The sequence below is a fragment of the Streptomyces sp. AgN23 genome (genome assembly GCF_001598115.1).
Lineage (GTDB): Bacteria > Actinomycetota > Actinomycetes > Streptomycetales > Streptomycetaceae > Streptomyces > Streptomyces antimycoticus.
Genome location: NZ_CP007153.1, coordinates 8,205,053 through 8,230,824, shown reverse-complemented (window position 1 = coordinate 8,230,824; position 25,772 = coordinate 8,205,053). Strand labels below are relative to the sequence as shown.

The following is a 25,772-nucleotide window of genomic DNA, read 5'->3' as shown; positions in this document are numbered from 1 at the left end:
AGGTCTACTGGACGGCATTGACGGACTTCGCCTTGGCTACGGCCGACTTGATGGTCTTCCTTGCCTCATCCAGCGCCGCCTGGTTCTTGGCGATGGCTGTCTGCTGAAGAGCGGCCTCCGCGTCGAACCAGACCTTCTCGACGTTGTATGTGCTTCTGCATGACACGTCCGCCTTCGCCGTGGCGATCTCCTCATCCGTCACGTTGTACGGATCGGAGAAGCGCGAGTCGTCGCCTGCATCCATCGGCTTGGCGTACGAGTAGCCCCGCGCCTTCATGCACGACGACCATTTGGCGAACGCGTCGACCACGCTCGGCGCGTTCATCGACTCAAGGTAGGAGTCATCGCTGATCTGCTGGGCAAGAGCGTCCGGCTGGGCCGAGGGAGCCTTCCCGTCGGCCTGCGCAACGCACCCCTTGAGTGTCGTGTCGTCGGCGCCGGACTCATCGACCGCGCCGGCCTCCTGGGCCTCGTCGTATGCCCGCTGCTCCGCCGCGTCCGGGTGGTAACCGCGCTTGGCCGCCAGCCCGGCATCGTGAATCCCGTACCGCCAGTCGGTGAGCGTCTTGCCGCCCATCTCGGGAAGGTCGGGGGCCGGCGTCCACTGGTCGTAGCCCGCGGCTTTCATACACTCGTCGATCAGACTGTCCCGGGTAGCCGCGATGAACCGGGTGTCCGCCTTCGCCGGCAGGTACGCCTCGATCGGCAGCCGCCAGGTTGCCGGATTTCCCGGGTCACCCGCCTCCGCCTTCGAGGCGTGGGCGCTGTCCGCCGCACTGGCCGATGACGTGCTGTCATGCATCGGTGACGTGCTTGCCAGGTTCCCGGCGTATGCCACAACGCCCACCGTTACGGCTGCCACAACGGGAACCGCGACCTTCGCGATGGTCCTCTTGGATCCGCTCATCTTTCCCCCCTCTGCTTCCGCCACCGTCAGGAGGTCCAGCGGAATGAAGCGTTGTTGTTTTTGACGTGCCTGAACTGATCTATGTGCTGCCCAGCGCCCATCACGTCCTGAGCGCCCTTGTAGCCACTGTTGAAATACACCCGGGCCATGTACTTGTAGTGCTCGTTCTCACCGGAGGCAGCATTGTTCTTAAGCCGTTGTCCAGATCCGGGCCATGGGTTGCTGACGCCGAGTGAGCAGAATTTCATGACGTGGACCGTGGGGTCACTGCCGCCGATCTTTACGGCGCTGAAGTCGTACACGCTGTATCCGATGTTTCTGTAGGCTCCACCCTGTCCCGAGTTGTAGTAGAGGTGGAGCTTGAATTTAGAGGCATAGGGGTCCTTGCAGACCTCCATGCTCATGATGTTCTCCTCGTTCCCGTTCGCCTGGGCGCTCGGCGCGGCGGCTACCGAGACGAGAAGCGCGGCGACCACACTGCTCAGCGCACCAATCGTTTTACGCATGCTCCTCCAACCTTGAAGATCGATTGCAGCGTTGCATGGCGTTCGCAGTTTCGAACGCGCGTGCACTGCGACGGGGTGACTATAGATGGTTTTCTGGCGTGGCGAGTGGTCGCCTGAATTGGGGTGGCGGGATCCCTGTCGCGACCCCGAAGCGTTGTTCGGATGCTCTCCTGGATTGATCTGCACTGATGGCTGCGAGCTACCACACGGGGCGTTAAGTGGGCAGGCATGGAATGGCCGGTTCCCCGTCCAATGGCGTCTCGATGGTCGGAATTTCAACAACTTTACTCAATGCGGTATTGTGATCTTGTGGCGTTTACTCGGATGGCAGCAGGGGTGACGGCGACGGTAAGCCCCTCATCTCAGCTCGAGGTCCAAGTCCGGAAGCCGCGTCACTGCTGCGGTAGTGACGCGCGGCGTAGGAGTTCCACATCCCTGCCTCTTAACCTCGCCGTTGCCGTTTAGGTGAGAGGGCGTCGCTGATCATCAACCGTTGAGGGGTCGCGGCGACTTCATTGCACGCCGCATGCAGGGTCCGGCCGGGCCCGGTCCACTCAAAGAATGCATCGGCGAGACGCGGTCGCCCCGTCTTCGCCAGACCACGGCCCTCTCTCCCGGCTCAATCGGCTGGCCCCGCCAGCTGCCGGATCAGCGGAACCACGGCGGCCCGCTCCCGCAGTACGTCGCCCCCGGCAGGGTGGCCGGCAGTTGCGGTTCGGCCCGTAGCGCGTCCGTGGAGACCCACAGCAACGGTTGCCGTACCACCGACACGGAATCCAGCTCACCGGGCCGCCGCACAAGCACCGAACGGCCTCATACCGAACTGGCCGTACTCGGGTGGCGCGCCCGAGGCTATCGGCCACGCAGCACGCTGCTGCCGAAATCAAGGGACACCGGCCTTGAGCCGTTCAAGCAATTCGGTGAGGTCCTATCCGGCCAGATGGCCGGGATGTGTCTCTAGATGAACGCGACAGACACCGGAGAATAAGACCAGGGGGAGAAGCCGACGGAGGGGGAGCCGTGGCACATGTGCGCTTGGTGCAGGTCGGAGTAAACGACGGCAAGTTGTTGGACACCGTCATCGGTCTTGGTGATCAGCACCGCAAGACGCTTGGCCTTTTGCCGCGCGAAGCCTTCCGGGAGAGCGCAGCCGCCGGGACGCTGCTGGCGGCGATGGCGGGACGGCAATTGGCTGGGTACGCGTTGTACGGATTGCCCCGTCAGGAGATCCGCTTGGCGCACCTGTGTGTCGCTCCGGAGTGGAACGGCCATAAGGTAGCCCGGCGGCTCGTCGAAGAGATCACCCGTCGGCACCCCGATCGGCGGGGCATCAAGCTCAATTGCCGCCGTGACTACGGTCTCAATGGCATGTGGGAGAAGCTCGGGTTCGTCCCACTGAGGGACCGGCCGGGCAGGGGCTCGGATCACGCGGTGCTCACCACGTGGTGGAAGGACCACGGGCTTCCGGATCTTTTCTCCTCGCAGGCTGATGAGGCTCCTCTCATCGTGACCGTCGACTGCGGTGTGATGACCAGGATGCATGGCGCTCCTGAATCCGCGGCTGCGAAAGATGCGCAGGCGCTGCACGCCGAGTGGCTGAGCGATCTCCTCCTCATCGTGGTGACTCCACGCTTGCTGCACGACATCGACAAGATCGCAGATGATAGCGAACGGCAAAGGGCACTGGGAGCAGCGCACAGCTATCACCGTCCGTCGATCTCCGACGAAGTCGTGCGGCAGCACATGGAGCACTTGACCAGTGTGGCCGAGCGTCGCACGGCCGTCCTTCCCGATGGGGCCGCGGCTGACCGGATCAGGTATGCCGCCGAGGCCGCCGCAGCAGGGGCGCACGTCCTGGTCAGCACCGACGAAATCCTCACCTCGCTCGCGGAAGAGATCTGGGAAAAGTGCCGGCTGCAGGTGCTGCCGCCCGCGGCGGTGGTATCGAATGTGCATAACCTCCGCGAGTCTCAGGGATACAGTCCCGGGCTGCTGGGGACGTCTCTGGAGGCCCGGGTCATGACCTCGTGGCAGGACGGTCTGCTCACCTCGTTCGGCATTCAGCAAGGCACCGGTGTGGACTCCCACCTCGCGGCGCGCCTTCGGGCAGCCATCTCGCGCGGCGATGGGCGATGCGTACTCATCGCGGACGCCGAAGGGCAGCCGCTCGCGCTGTACGCGTGGCGCACGGACGAGCGAGTCCTGGAGGTCCAGGTCTTACGCACCGTCGCGCACCGACTGGAATCGACCTTGGCCCGGCAACTGGTCTTCACCCTCCGCCGACACTGCCGGGACGGCGGCGGCCATGCGGTGCGCGTTACGGATCCGGGGGTATCCGACCAGGTGCGCTCGGCGCTCGACTCCGACGGATTCACGCGACGCGACGAGGAATGGGGCGGCCTGGTCATCGACGTGTGCGCCGATACTGCGGACGTTGTCGAAGCGGCCGAACGCGCGGCGCAGACCATCGCGGTAGCCCCACCGGCCATCCCGGCCCCGGTCTCCGCGTACATCGCCGCCTCCGTGGAACGCACGCTATGGCCGGCCAAACTGATCGATTCATCCCTCCCATCGTTCCTGGTCCCGATCAAACCAGGTCCAGCCGACTTGCTGTTCGGCCTCCGAGAGTCCCTGATCCCGCGGCCCGACGAACTCGGCATCAGCCGGGAGCACGTCTACTACCGGGCGCCGACCCGCCACGGTGAAACCGCACCAGCCCGCTTACTGTGGTACGCCAGCACGGACAAAAGCACCGCCATCTCCGCGGTAGTGGCCTGTTCGCGTCTCGACGAGATTGTGGTCAACGAAGCGGACGCGTTGTATGACCGCTTCCGCCACCTCGGAGTCTTCGACCGGACGCAGGTCAGGAAGATCGCGAACCGCCATGAGGGCCGTGCGATGGCCCTCCGCTTCTCCGATACACAAATATTCTCGCGTGCGGTGCCTTTGGCTCGTCTCCAACACCTCGCCGAGACGCAGGGGCATAAGTTGTCCCTGAGGTCGATCTTTCGGATCGGCCCGCGACTGTTCCGCGCCGTGTACGAGGAAGGGCACATCAGACCGTGACACCGCCATCGAGACAAGTGGTCCTGATGTCGATCCATCCGCGCTTCGCCTCGGCGATTCTCGACGGCACCAAGACCGTCGAGCTGCGACGGCGTCGGGTCGCTGTCCTTCCGGGAGCGTTCTTGGTGCTCTATGCCTCCGCGCCCGAGATGGCACTGGTCGGTACGGTCCGCATCGCCACCGTCACCACCGCCGAACCAGGCCGCCTCTGGGGAAACGTTGCCACCCGAGCCGGAATCACCCGGCGCGAGTACGACCAGTACGCGGCCGGAGCCGACGCAATGTCGGCCCTCTTCCTCGATGCTCCGAGCAGACTGCCCGCTCCCGTGCCGCTCACCACGCTGCGCCGAGCGTGCCCGTTCTTCACCGTCCCGCAGAGTTACCGCTATCTCAACGTGGAGGAACTCAAGTCCATCGCTAACGCCGACGCGGCAGGTGCCGAACTCCTCCAGCGGGTCATCGACTCCGGCTCTGCCTGATCGAGAACCCGAGCGGCTGCCGGAGACCCTGTGGCGTACGCATGTCTGGACAAGAGCTGACCCGACGGTTGAGCACCTGGTTTCTCGCCGCGCACTCGCCTGGCTGCTTCGAACTCCACGTCTGTCGATGCGTGGTCATAGGGTCTTCCCTGCACTCTTCGACCGCATCGAGTACCAGTGGGGGCCACTATGCAAGCCAAGGAGACGCTGTTAGCCGACCTCGTGCAGGGACGCGCCCAGCAGTTCCAGGTGCCGCTCTACCAGCGGACGTATTCCTGGACGGAGAAGCATCTGAAGCAGCTATGGAGCGACATCCTGGAACAGGCCGAGCTGCTGGAAACAGGAGGGAAAGCCAGCACGCACTTCCTTGGTTCGGTCGTGCTCGCCCCGTCACCGCAGAACGAGGCCACCTTCCCCCGGTGGCTCGTCGTCGACGGTCAGCAGCGGCTGACCACGCTCACCCTCGCCCTCGCCGCGATCCGCGACCACATCGCCGAGGCCCAGCCGGAGGAGGCCGAGCGCATCGACGAGGAATACCTGATCAACAAGCGCAAGAGCGGCAACGACCACCTCCGATTGCTGCCGACCCAGGCCGATCGGCCGCAGTTCGCCGCGCACATCCGCGGTGCGGTCACGGACCAGGTCGCCGGCGGCGGCGTCGCGGCGGCTTACGGCTTCTTCCGCCGCAAGCTTGTCGAAGCGGACGATCCTGCGGCCCCGCAGGACGTGTTCCGCCTCGAGCAGGCCATCACCTCCCGGCTCACGCTGGTGGCGGTGACCGCCGAGCGCGGGGACAACGTGCACCGCATCTTCGAGTCGCTCAACAACACCGGACTCAAGCTCAGCCAGGCGGACCTGCTGCGCAACTACCTCTTCATGCGGCTGCCCACCCGTGGTGAGCACGTCTACGAGACCTACTGGCTGCCGCTACAGGACAGCCTGAGCAACGACGAGCTGGAACAGCTGATGTGGCTGCAGCTGGTGCTCGACGGGGACGACCGGGTCCGCCGCCAGGACCTGTACACCGCCCAGCAGCAGCGATTCGAGCACGGGGAGGTGGGCGAGCCGGAGATCGAGGCGTACATCAAGGAACTGCACCGCCACGGTGCCCTCTTCCACCGGATGCTCCACCCCGAGGAGGAGCCTGACCCATCGGTCCGCGCCCACCTGCGCCGCCTGGACGCCTGGCAGGCCCAGGTCACCTACCCCGCGCTGATGCTGCTGCTCGACCGGCGCGAGCGAGGGGAACTCGACTCCCCCGCCACGGCCCGCGCCATGTCGTACATCGAGAGCTTCCTGGTCCGCCGGATGATCTGCCGGGTGCCGACGAACAACCTCAACCGGATCTTCCAGGCCATGCCCGGTCAGCTCCCGCTCGACGTGCCGGTCGACCAGGGCCTGCACCAGCTCCTCTCCGCGGACAACCGCTTCTGGCCCGACGACGACGAACTGCGCGAGAAGGCCCGCACAGCCCCCTTCTACCAGTACGGGCGCTGGAATCAGCGCAGGATGGTCCTGGAGCGGCTGGAGGAGAGCTACGAGCACCCCGAACCGGTGGACTTCGCCGCCGCCCAGCTCACTATCGAGCACGTCATGCCGCAGTCGCCCGGCGACGAGTGGCTGGAGATGCTGCGCGAGGACGCCGCCGACTCCGAGAGCGCGGAGGACCTGCACGCCCGCCTGCAGCACACCCTCGGGAACCTGACCCTCACCGCGGTCAACTCGGAGCTGTCCAACCACCCCTTCGAACGCAAGCAGGGCCTGCTCCAGGGCAGCCACCTGGAGATGAACCGCCGTATCGCCGCCACCGAGCGCTGGGGAGCCAAGGAGATCCTGACCCGCGCTGGCGAGCTCGCCGAGCGCGCGATCGGACTGTGGCCGTCCCCACTGCGAGGAGTCGGCCGAGCCGAGCGCAGCCGGGACTGGCATCTGGCCCATCAGGTGCTCGCAGCGCTCCCGCACGGCACGTGGACGTCCTACGGCGACCTCGCCGCGTTCCTCGGCTCCGGCGCCCAGGCAGTTGGCACCCATCTGGCCAACACGCCCGGGGTGGCCAACGCCTACCGGGTGCTCACCTCAGACGGAAAGGTCTCCGACGGCTTCCGCTGGGCGCCCCAGGACACCGGCGGCGACATCCGCGCCCGGCTGGCCGCCGACGGCATCCGCTTCACCATCTCCGGAGCCGCCGACCCGGCACAGCGCCTGAGCTCCGACGATCTCGCCCTGCTGATCGCCGGAACCGACGAGGACCAGACGGGCGGCGAGGACACCACACAGGGCACCGCGACAGCCGGCCAGGGCGAGGAGACACGCGCCGACCGGTTCATCCGCCAGCTTACTGCGGACGACTCCCCCGAAACGGTGGAGGCAGTACGCACGCTCCTCCCGGCCTGGGAAGCGCTCGGCGGCTGGATCGGCTACGGCGCGGGACACGTCACCACCAGCGCATTCCTCGTACTCGGAGAGGCAGGCGGACCCGGACACGGCATCTGGCCACTGACGCTGTACCCGGGCAGCGGGCGCGGCGGCACGGCCGAGGTCGTCTTCCAGCACCTCGCGGCGCGCGAGCCCTTCACCGACCGCGCCCTGCGAGCCGAGCTCCTCAGGCGCCTCAACGAACTGGAGGGCGTCGACATCCCGGAAGGCAAGCTGGAACTCCGGCCCAGCTTCCGGCTGTCCCTGCTGGAGAAGGACCACAACCGCAACCTGCTCACCGAGACCCTGACCTGGTTCCGGGACCGCTGGGAGAGCGGGCGCACGTCCTGAGAAGCGGGCCGGACAAGGGAAACCAGGCGGGATTGTTCTGGGCTACGTACCGTTGGCGCACCTGATACATCCCGCAGGGCGCATGTGGCCCGGACCGTCTTGCCACCCGAATGGTGGGGATCGCAGCCCCATGCCTCGGCGATCGAGGTATCGAGCAAGCAGCCCCCGCCCGGGCCCGCGTCCACACCGGGCGTGGGCCCAGGCAGGCGATCATCCCGGGTGTCCGTGATCCGATACGCAGGGTCGCCGGAGTGAGCACAGGCGCAAGGGGCGCGGCGTGGCCCCGCGTACGAGTCCGTCCCGGCCTACAAGGGAAGGAAGGGGCTCGGCCTGCCGTGCCAGGAGATGCGCAATGCGTCGCGGGCTCGGGTGGTGGCGACGAAGAGCTGGTTGCGGCTCTTCTTGAGTTCGCGTTCGTAGCGGTTGGGGTCGGTCGTCTCGTACTTCTCGATGAGGGCGGTGCGCGGAAGAACGCCGTCGCTCGCGCCGATGACCGCTAGCTTCTGGTATTCGAGCCCCTTGAATCGGTGCATCGTGCCGATGTGGACCTCCCCGCCGCCCTGTGGGCCGTCTTTGGTGAGGGTGGCTGTGGTGATGCCGTGCTTCATCTCCAGGTCTGCGGCCACGCGGCCGGCCATCTCGCCGTCGGCGACGCAGACGGCCATCGTGCCGCTGGGGTCGCGTACGGTGCCGTCCTCGGCAGACTGGGTGATGTCCGCGCGCCACTGCTCAAGAGCCTCGGCGAGCTGGGTGATCTCGTCGGTCCAGTCGGCGCAGGCTACGTACTCGGGGGCTGGGCCGTGCAGCAGGGAGTGGTAGCCGTCGAGGGTGTCGGTGCCGTCGTCGAGGTCGTCATAGGTGGCCCCGCGGACGACCTTGGCGGCCTGGTCGAGGATCTCCTGGGTGGTCCGGTAGCTGAGCGTCAGCTTCGAGGAGCGTCCGCGGATGTTGATGCCGACGGTGGAAAGCGTGACCTGCCGGTCGTAGATTCGCTGGTGAGTGTCACTGGCGATGAACAGGTCGCCCGCGCCGGGCGCGACCATGGCGCGCAGCATCTTCCAGTGGGCGGGGCTGAGGTCCTGGGCCTCGTCGACGACGATGTGCTGGTAGCGATGACGCAGGTAGCGCATCGCGGAGCTGTTGTCGTCGAGGTTAGCCAGGTCGCCGCCGCCGATGTCCTCCTTGCGCTCGGCCCGGAACTGGATCTTGCGGGCGCGCTCCATCTCGTAGCGAGCCGCTCGTTCGGCGGCCTGAGCCCAGGTCTCCCGGCCCAGACCGTTGAGACGCAAGGTGAACTGGTCGAGCAGCTTCCAGATAGCCGCGCGTTCGGGGCGGTTGAGGGCGCGGCCCATGCCGGCGCGGCGGGCCTTGAAGTAGTCCTGACGGGTGGCGAGGGACTGGCCGAGGACGATCTGTTCCCATTCGTCGAAGAGGAACTCGGCGTCCCAGCGCTGCTCGTCGTGTTCGAAGAGGACTTCGCACAGTACGTCCAGGGCCCGGTCGTCGGCGATCAGGCTGCGCTGCGAGCCAGGAGCGGTGTTCTCATTGAGGACGCTCTGGGCGAGCTGGTCGATGTGCTTGATGTCGATACGGCCGAGCAGTGCGGGGTCCATGAGCGAGGTGAGCCTGGAGCGCAGATCGGCAGTGAGGTTCTTGGTGTACGTGGTCAGCAGGATCGGCTTGCCGTGGCCGGGTGGCAGGGCGGCGGCGAGGCGGGCGACGCGGTGCAGGGCGACGATGGTCTTGCCAGTGCCGGGGCCGCCGCTGACACGGGCGGGGCCGCTGTAGTTCCGCTCGACGATCTTGCGTTGGGTGGGGTGGAGGTAGACCTTCCAGGCGCGGAAGTCGCCCTCGGCCAGGACGTTGCGGATGTCGTCGTCGACCGTGGTGACCGCGGTACGGGTGAGGGCCGCCGCCATGTCGTTTTCGAAGCCCGGTTCGAGCTCAGTGGAGGCAGGCTGGGTGATTTCGCGTTCGACCTCGTCGACGGACATGCCGGAGCCGAGGCCGGTGAGGACCTCGGCGGTCAGGCGCGGAGCGCCGGCGATGAGTTGGTCGAGTTCCTCGTCCGTCGTAACGGTGAGGGCGAGATCGATGAGGGCGTCGGCGACACCAAGCCGACGCAGGTCCTCGGGGGCGCAGCTGGCCAGGAGCGGTTCGGCGGGCGCGGCCGGTTGCCGCGCCATGACGGGTGCGGGCGCGGGCTCGGCCGGCGCGGCGTGCTCTTCCGGGGCCGGGGTGAGTTGGAGCCCCGCGCGCTGGAGGACGCTCTGGCCGACGACGCCGAGGTCGACGAACTCGATCTCGCCGGTGATCCGGTTGATGGCGACGGCGAGTTCTTCGTAGACGTCCTTGCGGTGACGGACTGCGACGATCAGCCACTGCTGGATGCCATCGGCGCCGACACCCGCCCGGGCGAGAAGTGCCCGGTACGAACGGTCGATCTTGGCGCGGTAAATCCGGCTGTCGCCCTTGAGGGGCTTGAGATCGAGGCTGGGGTGATCGGGGTCGAGGCGGAACTGGTGACAGAAGTCGTAGAACTTCGTCTTGACCGACGAGTCCATCTTGTAGAGCTCGTTTTCGGCCTTCTGGTAGAGGCTGAGGCGTGCGGTCATTGTGCGGCACTCTGTTCTTCGGAGTCGGAGCGGGCGGTGGCGTCGGGGAGCGCGGTCAGCAGGGCTTCGAGATCGGCGAGCCAGTCGTCGGCCGAGCGAACGGTGAATCCAGCGTCCTGGTAGGCGCGCCAGGTCTTGTCGCTCTCCTCGTCCGCCTGGTCGTACGGCTCGGCCATGACGGCGATCCGCTGGTCGCCGTGGTCCCACGCGAAGTCGGCGAGCCAGCGGCGTTCGCCGAGTTCGTAGCCGTAATCGGGGGCTTCCTTTCCACCGTCGGCCAAGGCGTGCGCGAGGCGGGTGAGGGGGGAGTCGGGTTCGTCCTCGTCGAGGTATTCGAGGATCTCCCGGTCCCACAGCAGATCCCGCAGCGCCGCTTCGAGAGGCGTGTCATTGAACGCCTCCATGGGCGTGGGCTGCGCTGCGGGCGTGCCGGTGCCGTACCGCGCGATGAGGGACTCGAGTTCGCCGAGGCCGCCGAAGGCCTGGAGAACCGAGATCTCGAACCCTGCTGCGGTGGCAGTGGTCAGCTGAATGCCGTCGCCGCCGTCGTGGGCGAGGAACTGCAGAATGTTGGACCACTGGAGCCAGGAGCGCCAGCGTGCCTTGTGTTCGGGCGTGCCGAGCTGGTCAGGCGCGGTGTCGTCGAGGCAGGCCAGGGCGGACCAGTGGCCGGTGGCTCCGTCGACGAGGAAGGCAACGGGGAGACCAGACTGGTCGCAGGTCTGGAACAGGTTGAGCGTGCCCGTGCCCTGGACAGGGGCCGGGTCGATGCCGTCGGTGTGGCCCCAGGCGTCCAGGAGTCGGTTGAGCATCTGGCGGGTCTGGTCGGGGGTGCCGTTGCCGACGAGGATCTCCTTGTCGGTCCCGAGAAGTCCGCCGACCACAGCCGATGACCGCCTGCCCCAGGCCGCGTCGTCCGGACTGCGCAGGTAAGAGAGGAGCATCGTCATCGGGTCGGTGAAGGCGGTGGCGGCGAGATCGTCGCCACCACCGTCGGCGTAGAGCTGCTTGGCGACGTCCTGGGCACTGCGCGGATAGGGCGGCCACACCGGCTCAGCCGCCTCCCTTCCCGCGGAGGACTCCGCGGTGTTCGTCTGCCGCTCGAAGGCGTCGAGGTCATCCCAGGTGAGTTGGAAGACGACGCGTCCTTCGGCCCGGAGCCGGTTACGCTTGTCGGCATCGTCGGCGAGCCGGTTGTGACGGCGGGTGGCGTGGAAGCGGTGTCCGTCGAGGTAGACGGTGATCTTCTGCTTGGGCCCGTCCACACGTTCGAAGGTGAAGTCGGTGCGGGTGAAACCCTCGTTGCGCTGAGCGGTCAGACGCCAACCGTGCACGGTGCCGACCTCGTCGAGACGCAGGTAGGCGCTGTTGTCGCCGCTCTCTTCCAGGACGGCGTCGCCGCGCTGTCCGGCCCACCCGCGCAGTGCCTTGAGGAAGCGTGCCTCGAGGTCGGATTCGACCTGTCCGTCGAGGCCGATCTGGTCGGTGTTGCCGACCTGCTTGGTGTCCCAGGCATCGGTGTCGGTGCCCAGGAGTTCGTCGAGGATCTCCAAGGCGGCCTGGCGGGAGACACGCTCTATGTTCTGTTCGTCGGCGTAGCGGTACAGGCAGCGGTGGCAGGCTTGCCCGCCCTCTCCGTCGCAGGGGCACTCCACGAGCAGCCGACGCGCGCCGTCGAGCACCTGCCGGAAGGCTGCGGGGGCGGTGAGCCGGTCGAGGTAGCCGGTGCCGTGCGGGAGACGGTCGTACAGGACCAGGAAGTGCCGCTTCTCCGCGGTGTCGCGGTCCGGCATGGTGGCGAGGGTGGTGGCGAGGTGCTGCGGGTCGCCGCCGAAGGCGTCGTCCACGCCCAGGCGCAGGGCCGCCTGGAAGGAGTGGACCTTCTCCTCGACGAGGACTGTCGCGGCGGGCAACAAGATACGGAGCGCTTCGGTCTCCAGCTCGTGGGCCAGCAGGACGGGTTCTTGGGGTATGCCCTTCTTGCCGCGCCGCAGCGGGCACCAGGGGGTGTGGTGCTTGAGTTCTCGCTGGCGGTTGGCGGAGTTGTCGACGGCGTCGCGGTCGTCGTCGAAGACCGGCCGGCCGTCAGCGCTCGCGGCCCCACAGGCGGTGCACACATGGAAGGGGGCGATGCGTACAGGGTGCCCGGCGAGCTGATCACTCTCCTGGGCGCCGATGCTGAGCGGCCCGGCGTTGATACGACGGATGACGGCGCGGCGGGTGTAGTCGACGCCGAAGATCTCTTTGGTGTGCCGCCACGACTTGCCCCTGACGAAGTGATCGGGGTCGATGTCGACCATGTCGACGACGGTGTAGAAGCGGCGCTCGCGGTCGTCGCTCTCGTCGCCGATCCTGGCGTCCTCGCGTTTGTCGCGGGCAGTGACGACACTGGGCTGGACGATCTGCCGCAGGCTGCCGGAGTCGGCGATGCCCGCCTCCCCGCAGCGTGGGCAGGGCGTGATGTCGTTCTCGGCATTCTCGGTGCGAACGTAGCCGCACGAAGGGCAGAAGCGCCAGTGGCGCCAGTCCTGGTCCCGGCCGGTGACGATGTCGATGCCGGTGATCCGGTGCTTGTAGCCCTCGGCATAGAACGTATTGCCGGGGGCGAGTTCGGACAGGGCGAAGCCGCGAGGCCGCCCATAGGAGAACGACTTCGACTTGTAGCGGTCGCGTCCCTCGTCCGTGGTGCCCTCGGGCCAGAAGACGGTGGCGTCGAGGGTGGTCGTGGCGTCGATGAGGGCGTAATTGGGCAGCAGGCCGAGGTCGCACAGCACGGTCTGGGCCGGCTGACGCTGACGCGCGGCACCCTGCTTGGAGATGGCGCCCAGCTCGGCCTCCAGCTCCGCCTTCGTACCCGCCTGTTCGTCGTCGCCTTCCTTGAGCTCGTCGATCGCGGAGCGGATCGTACGGATACGGGTGCGCAACTTCTGGTTCTCGCGCTCCCACTCCCGCTCGGCCTTCTCGATCGCACTGCGGATGCCGCGTGCCGCGTACTTCTTCAGTTCCTCCTGGGCGGTGTCGCTCACCCCGGTCGGGAAGAGCGCGAGGAAGCCCGCGACGAGCTCATCGCCGTGGGCCAGGGCAGCCTCGGTGAAGTCGGCGAGGTAGCCGGACGGACCGAAGAGTTCGTCGACCCGGCGCGACAGTGCCGCCAGCGGCTTGCCGTCCTCGCGCAGCAGCCGGCCACGCGCCGCGAGATCGAGGAGGTGAGCGGTGTACTGGCGACGCAGGATCTCGATGGCCGACAGATACGAACCCGGCGGCACGATCCGACCATCGATCATGTCAGTTGGCCGGTCGAGGAAGTACAGGTCACGACGGGAGCGATCGGGGATGGTCAGCAGGAAGGCGTTCCCCGTACGCCGCCCGGCTCGACCCGCCTGCTGGGCGTAGTTGGCCGGACGGCGCGGCAGGGCACCAAGGACCACGGCGGACAGGTCGCCGATGTCGATGCCCATCTCCAGAGTGGGCGTGCAGGACAGCACGTTGGGATCGTTGAACCCGTTGCCGTTACGGAAAGCGTCCTCGACGCGTTCGCGCTTGGCGCGGGAGAGCAGACCGGTGTGCTCGGCGGTGATGACCTGATAAGTGCCGGCTCGCCGGTACAGGCTGCGGTAGTAGTCGTCGCGGTAGTCGCGGTCCCGGTCGTGCCGATCGACGGTCTCCAGCCACCGGTCACCTGCGACCAGCCGTCCGGACGCGCAGCGGTACGCCTGGCACGGCTGCCCGTGATACTGCCCCAGCAGCGAGGGGTGGACAGTCTGCTCCCAGAAGCACTTCGGGCAACGCACATACGCCTTATTGACCTGAGTATCGGGCACTAACTGCACGCGGACCGCGCCCGGTTGAAGGCCGTAGAGTCGGGCGGCTGTGTCGCGCGGGGTCCGGGCTGAGAGCAGCCCGGCGTCGGTGAGCCGGGGCAGCAGCCGCACCCAGAACTCGTCGGCCTGCTCACGGGTCACGTCCAGGCAGCGCTGCGCCCAGATCTGGTACCAGGACAAGCGCCCGGCCGCGAAGTCGAACTCGCTTCCCTGCTTGGGGCGCGCGAGCAGGAAGGTCGGTGCGGAGACCCCCTTGGGGAAGGCCTTCATGCCGCGCTGGCGGCCGCCCCAGATGAAGTAGCGGCTGGTGCCCGCCTCGTCGAGAAACTTCTCCAGCCACCGGTGCCCGACCGCGCCCCGCAAACGAAGCCGCTCCAACAGACCACGCAAGAACGCCAGATAGCGGACATCGTCGTGTTCTGTGAGCGTCAGCCCGCGGTGAGTGGACTCCTCATGGGCGGCGCGCACGAGTGCCACGGCCTCCCGCTCGTCGCGGATGTCCACCCAGGAGGCCGCGGTTCGGGTCAGCTCGAGGGTGCGGCCGTTGCGGGAGCGGTGGCCGAACTCCATGACGGCCTCGAACGCGAACCGTTCGCCGATCAGGTCCCAGGTCTTCTTGTCCCCGCCGCGCCCCTTGCCCGACAGCAGACGCGCCACGCCCGTGTCGTCATGCAGATCCGGCGGCACGACGGCGGCGAGGGTCTCACGGTCCGTGGTGGCCGCGACAACGTCGGCGACGAGGTCATTAAGGGCGCTGGGCCGCTGCTCGCTCAGGTGCTTGGTGAACAGGGCCCTCAGAGAGAAGGTGTACGAGCGGGAGGCGACGAAACCGGCCCGGTGCGCTGCGTCCTGCACCGAGTCGTTGAACATTAGCGTCTTCGTCTCCCGCTGCTCCTTGTCCATCTCCCCGCCGGTGAACAGCTGGGTGACGGACGCGGCAGCGAGCGCGGCGGCGCCCGTACCGAGGAAGCGGATCGCGTTGCGGGTACCGCAGGCCGGGCACCAGTCGTCCTTGGCAGCGCGTTCCGCGGTGTCGCCGAGCTGGACGAGGACGAACACCGAATCCGGGCCGGAGGGCTGCGGGTCCCCCTCGTCGTCGTAGTCGCCCTGGGGGTCGGGCAGTCGCAGACGACGGGAAAGACCGTCGAGCACCATGAGCACACCCGCGCCACCGGTGGTCAGCGACTTCTGCGCCGCCGGGTCCATCGCGGTACGGCCGTTGCCCTCGCGCGCCTCGTTGTCGGTGGCCGCCACCAGGGTCCGCACCTTGGCCTTGTCGGCGGTGACGGTGGCCCGGCGAATCTTGTGGGCCTCGAAGTTCAGCTCCTCCAGGTCCGACTCGGGGGCGAGGACCGACCAGCCGGAGCGCCCGCACTCACGGCAGTACACCGCGGGCAGAAAGACCTTGGCGTCACGGGAGGTGGTGGTGTTCGGCGTCGTATGCAGCTGGCTCTGCGCCCCGGCCGTGTCCCAGGCGAACTCGGCCTTCGGCCAGGGCAGCACACCACGCAGTATGCGCGTGACGGACCGCGCCCACTGGTGCACCTCGACCTGGACGAGAGGGCGACTGATCGCGGCCGGCGCCTCCGGATCGCGCGCCACGGACAGCAGCGCGACGAAGCGGGCGAGGGCCAGCGCGGCGATCTGCGGCCGCGTCGTGATCGCCTTGTCCCAGCTCTTCGCCCCACTACGGCGCATCACGTCGAGCACCTCGTCGTAGGTGCGCACGGTGCCGTCGAAGGCGTTCAGGACCGCATACGTCAGACGATTACGCTTGAGCGCGTCACCGAGGGCGACGGGATTGGTGGTACGGCTTCCGGTGACGGCCTCGGCGAGGTCCGCGAGCGCTTCGGGACCGGAGGCCGGGTCCGGTAAAGCGGTCAGCGTCTCGGGAGGTGTGGCCTGGCCGGGAAGGAATTTTGCGTCCGGGATCGACTCGTCGAGCATGAACTCGTCTACGGTCAGCCGGTCCTCGCCGACGATCGCGTCCTCGGTGAACTCGGTGCCGAAGACATTGGTGGCCACGGAGAGCAGTTGGAGTACTCCTTCGGCGTCCGTGTTGGAGGCGAGGGTCGCGGAGGTGGCGACGGGAGTGATGGTGCCGAGCGGCTTGCCGGGCCGGTTGGCGTCGACGGCGATGGCGAGGCGGCGCAGCAGCATGGCCACGTCGGTGCCCTGCGCGCCGTCGTACGTATGGAACTCGTCGACGGCTACGTACCGGATGTCACTGCCGTCCCACAGCGGTGCGTCGGAGGCCCGTTGGAGGAGCAGGTCGAGCATCTTGTAGTTGGTGATCAAGATGTCCGGTGGCGTCAGCTGCATGTCTTGGCGGCGGGTGTAGACCCGGTCGTAGTGCGTCGCCGCCTTGTCCCCGATATACAGGCCGGCGCGTACGCCGCTCAGTTCCTCGTAGTCGGTGAGTAATCCGTTGATGCGGGCCGCCTGGTCGGTGGCCAGGGCGTTCATCGGGTAGAGGAAGACCGCCTTGACACCGTTGTTCCCGGCCGCGCGCTCGCGGGCGCAGTGATCGAGTACGGGGTAGAGGAACGACTCCGTCTTGCCGGAACCCGTGCCCGTGGTGACGAGGGTGGGCTGAGGTGCGTGGCCGTCCTTCGAGGTCAGCCGCGCGAAGGCGCGGGCCTGGTGCGCGTACGGCGTCCAGCCGTCGGTACGCATCCAGTCCAGGTGCTGCTGCCAGCCGTCGTCGGCCGGGGTGAAAGGCGTGCGCAGCCGCAGGTACGGTCCGCGGAACATGCCTGTTGTCTCGTCCCCGAGGAAGGAGTGCAGCGCCTTGCGGGCGCCCTCGTCCGCGAGGCCGTACGTCGTGGACAGGTACTGGAGCAGGCTCTCCTTGAGTCCCTGTGCTTCGAGGGTCGGCCTCACGGGTTCGGGACCTCCATCTTGTCCGGGTCCCACAGACCCTTCGCTACGGCCTCGTCGAGGCGCTTCTTGAAGTAGACGTGAGCTTCACGCATTTCGCGCTCGCGGTTGGCCTTGCAGAAGGGGGCGGTGTAGCCGTCGGGAGGTGTGGCGTTGGGGTCGGCGGGGAGCACACCTTCGGGAGACGGCTCACCGACCGCTTCGCGGTAGGCCTCGAACTGAGTCCAGGTCTCCTTGGTCTGACGCTGACCGATGGTTCGGGCATTGCTCGCCAGTTTCCGCCCCTCGGCGTCGAACCAACTTGCCGCCTCATACTTCTGGAGCACGGGGAATCGCCCCTTGTATGCGGCGATCAGGGCATCCGCATCCATGCCGAGCCAGACTGCGACCAAAGCGTCGATCTCGACGAGTGCGGCGCGACGGGCGTACTCGGTACGGAGGGGGGTGTCGCGCTGCCAGGTCGGGGTTACGGAGTGGAGTTCCGTATTCATGCCTGGCCAGGTGAGGGCCCAGGGTTCGTACGCCGACCAGGTTGGGTCGTAGAGGTCCTGCCAGAGATCGGCGTAGGCGGTGGTGAGGCAGTTGAGGCGGAGGGTGCGAAGGAGGAGGGCGGGGGCAAGGGGGTGGTTTGGCGCTGGGGCGGGGAAGCGTTGCGCTTGGGTGACGTCAAAGTTACTGATCCCAATAATCCGCGTCATGTAGTCGGTTGACAGTGCACTCCAGAACCCAGCCACAAGACAGGTGGAGCGAATGCCAGCCGCCATTCCAGTACGCACACCATCGATGTGTGTAACCCCTGGGGGCACCAACGCGCTATAGAGCGCCCGTTCTGTGTTCGGGGCAATCATCTTTCGCCATGCAAGCCGATAGAAGGCCGCGTACCGCCGTCGCGCCCGAGCAAGAAGCAGCGCGTCGACCTGCTCGGTATCGGCGTCGCCGGGAGCCGCTCCGGTGGCCTCGGCCACCTGAGCGCGCGCACGGGCCACCGCCTTGTCGTTCACGCGAAGGCGTTCGAGCGCCTGGTGGTCGATCCAGCGATCCTGAGCCTTGAGGTACTCCTGCGCACGGCCTGGCACCCTCACGTACTCCGTGTCCGGTACGAAGTCCGAAGGCAGCGAGACCAGGTCGGCGCCGAAGGGAGCGTTGGAGTTGGCGTCATGCCGCTTGAACACCGGTGTGGCGACACTGATTTGCGTGCCCTTGAGGATCACGTGGCGCCACCGGTCGGGTTCGTACGGCTCGCCCGTCTTCGGGTCCGGCCGGTTGTAGTCAATCAGGCGATCCTTCTTGGCACCGCTCTCGTGATAGCCGGGCGTGATCTGCGGCTTGAAATCCGCCAGACGCAGTGGATAGTTCGCCAGGGCCTCAATAGCGGACGTCTCGGCCGTGCTCACGGGAAACAGCAGGCGTGTCTCCTCCACCGGGCCCGCGTCACCGAACAGCCGCCTCCAGACCGTGAGCAGCTCCCCATTGACGTGCACGACGCGCGTCCGGTGAGGGCGCTCGTCGAACTCCCCGTTCCGATAGCGGATTCCCGGGGCCTCTCCCGAACCGTCATGGTTCGCCGACAAGCGCAAGGCATCGGCCGAGACCAGCCAGGAGAGGTGGCTGAAGTCGATCTCCTGAGGGCGACCGTAGACATGCACACCGAAGTGCGTGGTGTCGCCCACGGGGCGAGGGAAGAAGCGTTGACCGGAGTTCACGAAGTCCCCGTGAATCCGAAGTCGCCGATACGCCGCACCTCGCAGCGCACCCTCCTTGTCGCCGGTGAAGTGTGTGTCCGAGTGCAGGAATCCGGTCGTGCCTTGCACAGACGCGTGGTCCCACACCTGGCACATGAAGGCTCGGTACAGATCGGGCTGGGTCCCTTCCAATAACGGATATGCCTGCGGAGCCCCGTAGAACGCGACCTGTCCGGCGTTGTCCGTGATCTCTCCCAGCACATAGGTCGCCGCGGCCGGTGTCTTCAGGAGGTCATCCCGGCGCTCCGCCTTCACCGACGTGGAGACACGCTCTTCCAGCTCGAACCACGGCTCGCGTTCCGCCAGCACCAGGGACTCGTTCCAGCGCGGCCGCACCCACGGTGGATTCCCCACCTGAAGGTCGAAGCCCCCCGCCTCACTGGCGAACACGCCCGCGAAGTCCAACTCCCAGTGCAGAAAGCCCTGCTCCTTCGCGATGTCGCGCACGGCACGCATCCACGGATAGCGGCTCTCGACCGCCTTTCGGGCATCGTCCATGTCCATTTCGGGCTGAGTCTGGATCAGGTCCTCGAGATCCTTCAGCTTCTCAAGCGACTCGACAGACGACACGATGGTTCCCTGCTTCACGTCCTTGGTGCCGAGCATGGACTCGAGAAAGTCGAGCCAGTCATCGAGGTCGGCCAGCGGGACGATGTCGCGGCGCTGGGTCGGTCCCCCGCGCTTCTTCGCCCCGACCTCCGTCACTCGTTTCTTCTCGATCTCCTGCTTCTCGACAAGGCCGTCGTCGCTTGAGTCGTCGCCGAAGGACATCTGGTCACCTTCGAGGGCGAACAGCAGCCCGTTCTCGACGAAACGCGGTTCGGGTTCGCACTCCTCCTGTGACGTCGTCCCGACCTCACCGACGACTCCTGCCGACAGCAGAGCGTCCATCGACACGACCGGCGCAGTCTCGTACTCGGCGTCCGTGCCATCCAGCAGCCCGACCTTGTCCAGTGGCCAGAACCACAGCGCACACCACGCGTCCATGATCTGCTTGAGGCGCCAATACGGTGAGCCCTCCGCCTCGAAGAGGTCTTTGAAGACCTGTTCCTTGGTCAGCGGTAGGTCGTTGTCCCCAGCGCTCTCCTTGTCACGGCGCAGGAAGGCGTACTCTTCCGTGTCCTCGTCCCGGCCCGTGCCCCACACGTCGATGGTACGAGCGATCTCGCGCTCGCTCAGCTCCATGCGCTTGGCGACGAGCTGCCACAGGAACTCAACTCTCCTGGCCGCAGCCTGAAGTCGGGCCAACTGGCTTCTCTTGCCGCCGGTCGCCTTGGGTTTGGTCTTGATGCTGTTCTTCCATGCCTTCAGCTGCTCAACCTGCGGCCCGCCAAGCTGCTCGGCAAGCCTCTTGGCATCACCGCTCGCCCCCGCAACCGCACCCCAGCCGGGCGTCGGCAGCAGGAACTGGTGCACGGCGCCGTCCGGCAGCGGCTGCTCCGCGCCGTTCCCCTTCTCCCGGAATGGCAGCTTCGTCGGCGTCTGTGCGCCGATGGTCCGCTCCTTCTTGATGCGCTGGGCCTCGTACACCGAACGGCGCGCCCCGATTAGGGAGTTGCCCCGTCGGAGATGCAGCCCGAACCACGGCGCCCGCATGCCGGGGTGCATGGTGTTGAGCCACAGTGACACCTCCGCCAGCTCCACGCCCGTCGCGTTGAGGTCGATCCCGTACGCGTTGTGGAGGGCGATGTACGCCTTCACCTTCTGCTTGGCATCGAGCGTCTTTGACGTATCCAGGGTGACGCCGAGTTCTGCCTGGCGGCGCTTGAGGTACTCCTCCGCGACCTGGTTGATCGCTTCGTTGAGGAACGCACCCGACCCCAGGGCCGGTTCGCAAATCGTGTAGCGCAGCAGCTCGCTCGCCCGCGTCTCGTCGGTGATGCGGTGCTTGAGCGCCAGCTCGACCGTCACCTTGGTGAGCGACTCCGGCGTGTAGTACGACGCCGATGTCTCCCTGTCCCGCCCCGCCAGGCGGTACACGAACGTACCCCCGGGGTACTTCTTCGGGCCGCGCAAGCCGTACTGTTCGGCGTCCTGAGCCGAGTACACGACGTGCATGTTCTCCCTGTACTCGCTCAGCCGGTCGGCGGGTATGAGCCAGGAGCCCTTCTCGGGGTCGCCGTGCTGCTTGTCGCCCTGCTTCGCGCCGGGTTTGGCGACCTCAGCGAGTTCTTCATCGGCGATGATGCCGGTGTAGGAAATCAGCCCCTCGTAGACGGCGCCGAGCTGGTTGATGCCGAGGTTGCGGTAGGAGATGAAGCCGCCCTGTCGGCCCTTCTGCCCGGCCTCCTTCATGGTGAGCAGACGCAGCACCTGGTGCAACGCCTCGTTGCGCAGCCGCAGGTCCAGCCAGCGCGGAGGCTCGTCCCCGTCCTCGTCCCATCGAGGGTCCAAGACGCGACTACCGATGAGGGTGATCGCCTTCGGGTCGAACAGCTCGCTGCGGAGAGGCTCGAAGCGCAGGCCACGCCGTTCGCTGCGCTCGTCGGCGGGCTTGTGGTCGTCCGGTTCGGTGCCGTGCGGGCGGTGGCCGTAGTTGACCTTGTTGAAGAGGACGTCGAGGGAGGCGTACAGATGGAAGCCCCCTCGGCTGTCCTCGTCGACCAGCTTTCGTTCGCGCGCCACCAGTTCGCGCAGCCGGGCGATCGAGTATCCGGTCTGGTAGGTCGAGTCGTCGGCGGGCAGGATGCCTAGCTCGGGGCGGGCCTCCGCGTACAGGAGGAAGAGGATGCGGTAGAGGTAGCGCAGGGATTCGCGGGTGAGCTGCTTGGCGAACGGGCCCTGCTTGAGGTCCTCGATCTCCCGCGGCTCGACCTCCACCTCGCGCAGACGGGCCAGCACCTCGTTCGCGATGATCTCGACCGAGTGCTGGAGCCCCTTGCGCAGCTCGGAGTTGACGCCGACGGCGTTGTCACGGGACGCCTTCAATAGGTCGTCGATGCGTCGACCCTTGCCGTCCGGGCGGGGCGCCAGCATGTCGTGGGAGAAGAGGGCGGCAAGAAGGGCGAGTTCGCCGGCTTTCGCCGTGTCGTTGCGGGCAAGGGCCGCGTCTAAGTTGGCAGCGAGGTAGCGGCCTTCGGCCCAGGCGTTGCGGTCTGCGAGGACGAGCACGCCGCCGCACAGCAGCAGGACGAAGCGGGGGGCGTCGCCGCCGGGCTCGTGCAGTTCGCCCTGGAAGAGCCAGCCCGCCAGCTTCTCGCCGACTTCGAGGAGACCGTCGGCAGTCTTGAGGGGGTGAAGGAGCCGTCCGGCCGCGTCGGGGTCCAAGGCACCGTCGAGGGTGGCGGTCCAGCCGCAATCGAGGGCGACGATGCCATCTCCATGCCAGGCGGCTTGCAGTTCGTACTCCCTGCCCGCGTTGTGCACGGTGATCGGCTCAGGCCGATCACCGCCGTAGCCGAGGGCTATGAGGACGGCGGTGTGCCAGGTGGTGAGGTGCTCGGCCCACTCGCCGGTCAGGTCGTCGTAGGTGCCGCCGAGTTCCTCTCGCTGAGCACGGGAGGCCAGGAAAGGGCGCACGGCGGCGAGGTAATCGCCCCGGAGCCGGGGCAGGAGTTCACGCGGGGTGGGCTGCGGGTCGTGGGAATCGGTCTCGCGGCTGGTCCACAGAGTGAACAGGCCCTCGTCGCCCCCCTTGCTCTTCTTGAGGGTGTTCTCCAGCTCTTCGCTGAAGTAGTGGGCGGAGAGGTACTCGCCGCGGTTGGCGAAGGAGTCATAGGTGTAGCTCATCGTGCGGACTCCTCGGTGTGCGCGGCGGACACGGTGGTGGGGTGGAGGGGTTCGAGGACGCAGAGGACTCGCAGCATCGGGTCACCGTCGGTCCGCAGGCGGCGTACGAGGTCCCGGCGGCGGGCTGCGGTGTCGTACACCTCCTTGCGGCGCTGCCACTGGTTGCCGACGGCGATCAGGGCGCCCTGTTCCCAGACCTGCACCCGGTCCTCGTACGGGGCCAGGTACGCGTCGACCTGCTTGTCGTAGTCGGCGCGCCGCTCGTGCAGGTAGGTCTCGGCGGCATCGACCGCCGCGGGGACGAGTGTCTGGAGGAGATCGGGGTCGACCGGCTGGGCGCGGCCGGGCATGTCGGGGCCCACGCCGCAGGCGGCGAGGAACGCCGAGTCCATGCGCCATACGCGAGGAGCGGCCTCGGCGAGGCCGGTGACGGCTATCCACTCCACGACCGTCGGCTTGCCCGCCGCGTTGGAGTAGACGCCCTGGAGGAGGTAGACCGGGCCGGTGAGGGCCACGGGCAGGGCGGCATCGATCCGTTTGGCCTTGTCGGCGTCTGGTCGATAGGCGAGGACGAACGCCTCGTCGTACCGGAGCTTGGCGAGGACCTTGTCCGTCACCCAGTCGAGCACGGGATGGATGTCGGAGACGTAGGAGACGTTGGGCCACTGGGAGGTGGGCTGGTCGGTCTTGCCCTGCTTGGCGTTGCGGGCAGATTCCAGGCGGTCGGCGGCGTACTGCTTGTCGAAGGTGATGCGCAGCGTGCCGTCGTACCTGGGTGTCGTGAGGATCTTCTCCTGCTCCAGGTACGACTTCGGCAGCTCCCGGAAGCGGTACTGCAAGTCGTCGGGCGGAGTGAACTCGATGCGGCCGTTGGCCGTCTCGGGCTTCCAGTCGAGGGCCTCGCGCTCCGCCTGCGGGTAGATGAGGTCCACCGCGGCCTGGAAATACGCCTTGGTGTGTGCGAACACACGCGGTACGTCCGCCTCGGGCACCGGGGCCTTGCCTAGTGTGGCCGGAGCTGCCGTCAGGTCGGCGAGCCGGGCGTTGGCGCCGGCGAGGAGCCCCGCGAGCACCCCGCCGGACTCCTGCTGGGACTGCTTGATGGAACGCTCGACGGTGCCGCCCTTGATGAGGTCGCGGGTGAGGCGGTCCTCTTCCTTCTTGTCGTTGTAGAGACCGGTGACGGCCTCGGCGCTACCTTCGCCGGTCTCGATCTCGTGCGCCTGGGCCTCGCGGCGCAGCAGACGGGTGCCGACGAGCCGGTCGTCGAGCGTGAGCATCTCGCCGCTCTCCTCGTCGCGCCGCCAGGGCACGTCGGCGGTGAGGGTGAGGGCGCGGAACTCGGGGCTGACCGCCTGCCCGTAACGGTCGATACGTCCGTTGCGCTGCTCGATGCGGATGAGGGACCAGGGCAGGTCGTAGTGGATGAGGTCGTGGCATTGGTGGTGCAGGTTGACGCCCTCGGAGGCGATGTCACCGGTGAACAGCAGCCGTACCGGCTCCTCGCGCCGGCCGAAGCGGTCGACGATCTCCCGCTGTTGCTGCTCATTGGTGGTGTCGCCGTGCATGACCTCGACGGCGCCGTCGTACGCTTTCCAGGGACGCGTCTTGTCGGGCTTGGCCAGGTTCTTCATCTTGAAGCCGAGCCGGGCCGGGACCTCCTGGGCCAGCCAGTCCAGGGTGTGGACCCGCTCGGAGAAGATCACTACGCGGCGCTCGGAGTGCGGGCCGACGCCGAGGTCGTTTTTCAGCGTGCGCACGAGTGCGTCGAGCTTGGCGGAGTCCTGGTCGGTTAGGTTCGCGACCAGTGCCTCCAGCTCCGCGAGGGCCTTGCTCTCGGCGGCGAGAGCGGCGCGCCGCTCGGGGGTGTCCGGCGCGGCCTTGGGCTTGCCCTTCGCCGTGACGCTCTTCGGGTTGTCCAGGTAGGCACGGCGGTTGGCCAGCGAATTGCGCAGGGCGACGTGGGAGGAGAGGAACGCTTTCAGGAAGTTGTAGCCGATCAGCGGATCGGCGCATACCGACGAACGGTTGGGGTCCCCCGGAGTCCAGTCGTTCGCGAGCTTCTCCAGGACGGCGACCTCCTTCGGCGTCGCCGGAGCGGGCACCGGCAGGGAGTCGCCGCGCTCGGCCCAAGGCTTGTTCTTGAGGCCGTCGCGCACCTCGCGGTCGGTCTTGGTACGCCTGATATAGAGGTGGTCGAGGTCGGCGACCTTGTAGTTCTTGGGGTCGGCGATCGCCGCCGGATCGAGCATCCGGATCAGCTCGGCGAAGGATTCGACGTCGCCGTTGTGCGGAGTGGCGGAGGCCAGGATCAGCGCATCGGTCTGCTCGGCGAGGCGGAGAGCGAGACGGTTGTTACGGGTGCCCTTGTTCACCAGGTTGTGCGACTCGTCGATGACCACCGCGTCCCAGGTGATGTTCTCCAGGTGGTGGGCGTACGTCGCCGATTTGAGGGTGTCGACGGAGACGATGACACGCTTGAAGTGGGCGAACGGGTTCCGGCCTGCCGGGATCTCCTGCTGAATGCGCTGGATGCCAGTAGAGTCCAGACGCACCAGCGGCAGGGAGAAGCGGGTCCACAGCTCCCGCTGGAACTGTTCCAGCACATGCGCGGGCGTGACCACGAGGATGCGCTCGCCGCGGCCCCGCCGGATCAGCTCCGAGAGTGTGATGCCGATCTCCAGCGTCTTGCCCAGACCGACCACGTCGGCTATCAGCAGCCGGGGTTGCGGGTTGCGCATGGACAGCGCCAGCTCAGCGGGGCGCAACTGATGCTCCTGCCGGTCCATGAGGAAGGAGTCAGCGAGCGCGATGCCGTGCTCGGTCTGCGGCAGTGCGGTCTTGCGGATGACCGCCTCCAGGTAGAGGCGGGCCTTGGCGTGCTTGGAGGTGTCGTCGGGCACGAGCCGGGTCTTGCGCGGATCGAGGACCTCGATCTGGTCTAACCCGGAGTAGAACACCGCGTCCGTGCCACGGACGAACGAGGACACCCCGCTGGCCTCGACCATGAGCCCGTCGCGGGACTCCGCGACTGACTTCACGAGCCACTGCTCGTCGCGGATGCGCACCTGGGAGCCGGGGGCGAAGGCCGGCCTGGATCCGGCCGGGAACGCCGACTGTGCCGCATCCGCGTCGCGCGCCTCAGGAACCTCGGGCTGCATCGCCGTGGTCACGTGGTGCTCCTCTGTGGGCTGTGTGCTCGTAACGTGCAATGTGCTCGTTGCGGGGCGGGCGACCCTCGCTCTTTGCGCCGCCCCGGGA

At 67.2% G+C, this 25,772-nt stretch carries 9 protein-coding genes; 3 read left to right on the top strand and 6 right to left on the bottom strand.

The window, feature by feature from the left end:
* Positions 1 to 4: 4 nt before the first annotated feature.
* On the bottom strand, positions 5 to 907 hold the full coding sequence (locus tag AS97_RS35655; protein ID WP_210566344.1) for a hypothetical protein: 903 nt from the start codon (positions 905 to 907) through the stop codon (positions 5 to 7).
* Positions 908 to 933: 26 nt separating this feature from the next.
* Positions 934 to 1,413 (bottom strand): hypothetical protein, encoded by a 480-nt coding sequence (locus AS97_RS35650; protein WP_210566343.1) that lies wholly within the window; start codon positions 1,411 to 1,413, stop codon positions 934 to 936.
* Positions 1,414 to 2,433: 1,020 nt separating this feature from the next.
* Between AS97_RS35650 and AS97_RS35645 the strand changes: the two genes are divergently transcribed.
* The 3 genes from AS97_RS35645 (at position 2,434) to AS97_RS35635 (ending at position 7,724) form a co-directional block, all read left to right on the top strand.
* Positions 2,434 to 4,479 carry a GNAT family N-acetyltransferase gene (locus AS97_RS35645; RefSeq protein ID WP_210566342.1) on the top strand — a complete coding sequence of 682 codons (2,046 nt, stop codon included), beginning with the start codon at positions 2,434 to 2,436 and terminating at the stop codon, positions 4,477 to 4,479.
* Positions 4,480 to 4,505: 26 nt separating this feature from the next.
* On the top strand, positions 4,506 to 4,958 hold the full coding sequence (locus AS97_RS35640; RefSeq protein ID WP_210566341.1) for an ASCH domain-containing protein: 453 nt from the start codon (positions 4,506 to 4,508) through the stop codon (positions 4,956 to 4,958).
* 189 nt (positions 4,959 to 5,147) lie between these two features.
* Positions 5,148 to 7,724 carry a DUF262 domain-containing protein gene (locus AS97_RS35635; protein ID WP_210566340.1) on the top strand — a complete coding sequence of 859 codons (2,577 nt, stop codon included), beginning with the start codon at positions 5,148 to 5,150 and terminating at the stop codon, positions 7,722 to 7,724.
* Between the two features lie 305 nt (positions 7,725 to 8,029).
* Here the strand turns inward: AS97_RS35635 and AS97_RS35630 are convergent, their stop codons facing one another.
* From AS97_RS35630 to AS97_RS35615, 4 genes are read right to left on the bottom strand one after another with little or no spacing between them, the layout of a single operon-like run.
* A complete protein-coding gene (locus tag AS97_RS35630; RefSeq protein ID WP_210566339.1) occupies positions 8,030 to 10,339 on the bottom strand; it encodes a UvrD-helicase domain-containing protein in 2,310 nt (769 codons plus the stop codon).
* Positions 10,336 to 17,043 carry a DEAD/DEAH box helicase gene (locus tag AS97_RS35625; protein WP_210566338.1) on the bottom strand — a complete coding sequence of 2,236 codons (6,708 nt, stop codon included), beginning with the start codon at positions 17,041 to 17,043 and terminating at the stop codon, positions 10,336 to 10,338. The genes AS97_RS35630 and AS97_RS35625 overlap by 4 nt, the downstream gene beginning before the upstream one ends.
* On the bottom strand, positions 17,040 to 22,511 hold the full coding sequence (locus AS97_RS35620) for a hypothetical protein (protein ID WP_210566337.1): 5,472 nt from the start codon (positions 22,509 to 22,511) through the stop codon (positions 17,040 to 17,042). Before AS97_RS35620 ends, AS97_RS35625 begins: the two co-directional genes overlap by 4 nt.
* On the bottom strand, positions 22,508 to 25,684 hold the full coding sequence (locus AS97_RS35615) for a DEAD/DEAH box helicase (protein WP_210566336.1): 3,177 nt from the start codon (positions 25,682 to 25,684) through the stop codon (positions 22,508 to 22,510). The genes AS97_RS35620 and AS97_RS35615 overlap by 4 nt, the downstream gene beginning before the upstream one ends.
* Between the last annotated feature and the right edge of the window lie 88 nt (positions 25,685 to 25,772).